The organism is Streptomyces daliensis, from assembly GCF_054782395.1.
The window spans coordinates 1-3,841 of sequence record NZ_BAAGSO010000087.1 but is presented as its reverse complement, the minus strand read 5'-3'; the positions used below and the strand labels follow the sequence as shown (position 1 = coordinate 3,841).

4 protein-coding genes are annotated in these 3,841 nt (G+C 70.5%); all 4 read right to left on the bottom strand.

All coding sequences use genetic code 11. The features are described 5' to 3' along the window. Positions 1–102: 102 nt before the first annotated feature. The 4 genes from fbaA to ACYVOO_RS19485 all read right to left on the bottom strand — a co-directional run bounded on the left by fbaA (position 103) and on the right by ACYVOO_RS19485 (position 3,434). The gene (gene fbaA / locus ACYVOO_RS19500) at positions 103–1,125 is read right to left on the bottom strand and encodes a class II fructose-bisphosphate aldolase (RefSeq protein WP_461016919.1); all 1,023 of its coding nucleotides are present in this window, start codon (positions 1,123–1,125) and stop codon (positions 103–105) included. Between the two features lie 187 nt (positions 1,126–1,312). Continuing rightward, positions 1,313–1,879, bottom strand: a complete 567-nt coding sequence (locus ACYVOO_RS19495; protein ID WP_461016918.1) for a TetR/AcrR family transcriptional regulator — start codon at positions 1,877–1,879, stop codon at positions 1,313–1,315. A 132-nt stretch (positions 1,880–2,011) separates the two neighbouring features. Then, positions 2,012–2,593, bottom strand: coding sequence for an orotate phosphoribosyltransferase (pyrE, locus tag ACYVOO_RS19490; protein WP_461016917.1), 582 nt, complete (start codon positions 2,591–2,593; stop codon positions 2,012–2,014). 22 nt (positions 2,594–2,615) lie between these two features. Next, positions 2,616–3,434 (bottom strand): aldose epimerase family protein, encoded by an 819-nt coding sequence (locus ACYVOO_RS19485; RefSeq protein ID WP_461016916.1) that lies wholly within the window; start codon positions 3,432–3,434, stop codon positions 2,616–2,618. Between the last annotated feature and the right edge of the window lie 407 nt (positions 3,435–3,841).

Here is a 3,841-nt window from a genome sequence, read left to right as displayed (position 1 = left end):
CGTCAGCGCGTCAGCGCGTCAGCGCGTCAGCGCGTCAGCGCGTCAGCGCGTCAGCGCGTCAGCGCGTCAGCGCGTCAGCGCGAACACGTCAGACGCGACGCGTCACTTCAGCTTGGTGCCCGCCGAGCGCAGGTTGCCGCACGCCTGCCGCACGCGCTCGGCCATGCCCTTCTCGGCCGCCTTGCCCCAGCTCCGCGGGTCGTAGACCTTCTTGTTGCCGACCTCGCCGTCGACCTTCAGCACACCGTCGTAGTTGCTGAACATGTGGTCGGCGACGGGCCGCGTGAAGGCGTACTGGGTGTCGGTGTCGAGGTTCATCTTCACGACGCCGTTCTCCAGCGCGGTGGCGATCTCCTGCTCCGTGGAGCCGGAACCGCCGTGGAAGACGAAGTCGAACGGGCTCTGCTTCCCGAACTTCGCGCCCACGCCCTCCTGGAGGTCCTTCAGCAGCTCGGGACGGAGCACGACGTTGCCCGGCTTGTAGACGCCGTGCACGTTGCCGAACGAGGCGGCCAGCAGGTAGCGGCCCTTCTCGCCCAGGCCCAGGGCCTCGGCGGTGCGCAGGGCGTCGTCCACGGTCGTGTACAGCTCGTCGTTGATCTCGTGGGTGACGCCGTCCTCCTCGCCGCCGGTCGGGGTGATCTCGACCTCAAGGATGATCTTGGCCGCCGCGGCCAGGGCCAGCAGCTCCTCGCCGATCTCCAGGTTGTCCTTGAGGTTCTCGGCCGACCCGTCCCACATGTGGGACTGGAAGAGGGGGTTCTGACCGGCGTCGACGCGCTCCTTGGAGAGGGCGAGCAGCGGCCGGACGTAGCCGTCGAGCTTGTCCTTCGGGCAGTGGTCGGTGTGCAGCGCGACGTTGACCGGGTACTTCTTCGCGACGATGTGCGCGAACTCGGCCAGCGCGACCGCGCCGCTCACCATGTCCTTGCTGTACTGGCCGCCCAGGAACTCCGCACCGCCGGTGGAGATCTGGATGATGCCGTCGCTCTCCGCCTCGGCGAAGCCGCGCAGCGCCGCGTGCAGGGTCTGCGTCGAGGTGACATTGATGGCCGGGTAGGCAAACTTGCCCACCTTTGCCCTGTCGAGCATCTCGGTGTAGACCTCGGGGGTTGCGATGGGCATCTGTCCGCTCCTTGGGGTGTGCGAGTGCGGTATCGGCTCTGTTCAGCTCAACGGATCGACGTCATCGTCGTCCCCATCTTCCCAGACGAACCCGGATGCTCCAGACCCCTGATGCACAGGCTCGCGAGCCGCCGAGCCCACCGCGAATGGTTTCACGTGGAACATCCGCCAGGGCCGGAAAGCGGCATCAGAGGGCGGTGAGGGCCATCTCCGCGATGGCGCTCAGCGCGCTCTCGTCCGCGCCGCTGCGGGCACTGACGCTCATCCCGCCGACCGTGGCGAGGACGAAGAGCGCGAGCCCGTGCGGATCCTTGCCCCCGTCGATCTCGCCCGCGCGCTGGGCCGACTCGAACATCGCGCGCAGCCCGGCCACGCGACGCTCGTGGTCCTCGCGCAGCAGCCGCGCGATCTCCTCGTCGCGGTCGGCGAGTTCGACGGCCGTGTTGACGAGGAGACAGCCGCGGGCGGCCGTCAGCCGGGCGGCATCCAGCAGCACGCGGACCTTCTCGCGCGCGGGAAGGTCCTCCCGCGCCATCAGCTCACGCTGCTCGGCGCTCAGCCGCTCCGTGTAGCGGACGAGGGCGCGCCGGAAGAGGTCGTGCTTGCTGCGGAAGGTGTTGTAGATGCTGCTGCGGCCCAGGCCCGTGGCCTCGCACAGGTCCTGGGTGGAGGTCGCCTCGTACCCGGTGGCCCGGAAGGCCTCCAGCGCGGCGTCGACCGCGCGGTTCTCGTCGAAGTTCCTGGGCCGGGGCATGTGCGGCACGCTAGCAGTTTTGAATCGGACGGTACATAACGCGGTGCGGAAAACGGCCCCCGGGCGGTGCGCGGGGGCCGGGTCCCGGACCGGCGCGCGGGGCGCGCGGGACGCGCGGGACGCGCCAGGCGCTCAGGCCAGGCCGAGGTCCTTGAGGTCGTACGCGTGCACATACGTCAGCCCCTCGCGCTCCATCGCCGAAGCGGCACCGCGCTCGACGATCGTCGCGACGGCCACGACCTCGGCGCCCGCCTCCCGCGCGGCCTCGACGGCGGTGAGCGGCGAGTTCCCCGTCGTCGAGGTGTCCTCCACGATCAGCACCCGGCGGCCCGCGATGTCCGGGCCCTCGATGCGGCGCTGGAGGCCGTGGGCCTTGCCCGCCTTGCGCACGACGAAGGCGTCCAGCTTCCGGCCACGCGCGGCGGCGGCGTGCAGCATCGAGGTGGCGACCGGGTCGGCGCCCAGCGTCAGACCGCCCACCGCGTCGTAGTCCAGGTGCGCCGTAGCGTCCAGCATCACCTGGCCCGTGAGCGGGGCCGCCTCGCCGTCGAGGGTGATCCGGCGCAGGTCGATGTAGAAGTCGGCCTCCTGCCCGGAGGAGAGGGTGACCTTGCCGTGCACCACGGCCTTGTCCTTGATCTGACGCAGCAGCTTGGCGCGTACGTCACCGTGTACGTCGTCGCGTACGCCGTCGCTGTCGGGGCTCATGCTCATGGGATACGAGCCTATGCGAGCGCTAGGCCAGCTTGCGCCAGGTCCACGTCGTGGAGACCTCCAGCGGATCGATGAGGGTCACCAGGCGCGGGTGCGTGTTCAGCCCGTTGGGCGGCCCCGACTGCGGCTCGACGCAGACGGCCTCCGGCTGCTCGTCGTAGACCACGGCCCACTCCGCCCTGCTGGAGACGTTCAGCTCCAGCTCCTCCGGCCAGGTCAGGGTCACATCGACGCCGTCCGGCATCCCGAAACAGTCGTCCCACGGTCCCGGGCGGGGCTCGATCCGCTTGCCCGTCGGGATGTGGTCCTCGCCGCGCTCCTCCTGCCACTCGGCGGTGAAGTCGATACGGACGTCCTGGCCGCCGTCGCTCAGCCTGCGCAGGAACCACGGGTGCCAGCCCGCTTGCGCGGGGAACGAGTCCTGAAGCGTCTCCACACCCAGCGTCAACGTGACCCCGCCGCCGTCCTCCGCCAGCTCCACGACCTGGGTGATCCGGCCCTCCCAGGGCCACGGGTCCGTGAGGTCGTACGTGAACGCGGCGCTGCGCTCGTCGGCGCGGACGGTGCGCCAGGCGGCGTGCCTGACGGTGCCGTGGATGGCGTGCGGGCCACTGCTGACCGGCAACTGGTACAGATCACCGCCGCTCCGGAAGCGCCCCTGATCGGTACGCCCGCACCAGGGCGCCATCACGAACGAGCCGTACTTGTCGCCCTGCCGCAGCAGCTCTGTGCCGGCGACCTTCAGCGAAGCCAGGCGGCATCCGTGTCCGGGCTCGACGGTGAGCTCGGCGTCGGCGGCGCGGAGGGTGACGCCGTCGGCGGGGGTGGAGGAATGCGTCATACGCCGACCCTAACCGCGTGGGCGCTGCGCTGGGCGGTTCGGCGTTCTTGGGGTGTCCCCTTCACGGGGTGGTTGCGCGGGACGGGTCCCCTTCGCGGGCGGCGGAAGGAAACGGGGGTGCTTCGTTCGTCGGGGGTGTTGCGCGGGACGGTTGGCCGGTGTGGTGCGCACTGTAGGGTCGCGCGCCAATTTTTGTGACCCTGCCCGGGGGTGCCGTCGTGTGGCTTGGCGCCGTGTTCGGCTGCCGGGCCGGTGGCTTCGGCGCGGCCTATGGACCGGTAGTACGCGGCTGGCGCCGCGTGATTCATGGCTCGGACCGTGGATATGGGGTTGCTGTGTGGTGGGGGTCGGTGCCGCGCCGGGGTGTCTCCTCGGGCGGCGACAAGTGCGGGTCGGCTTTTCGGCTG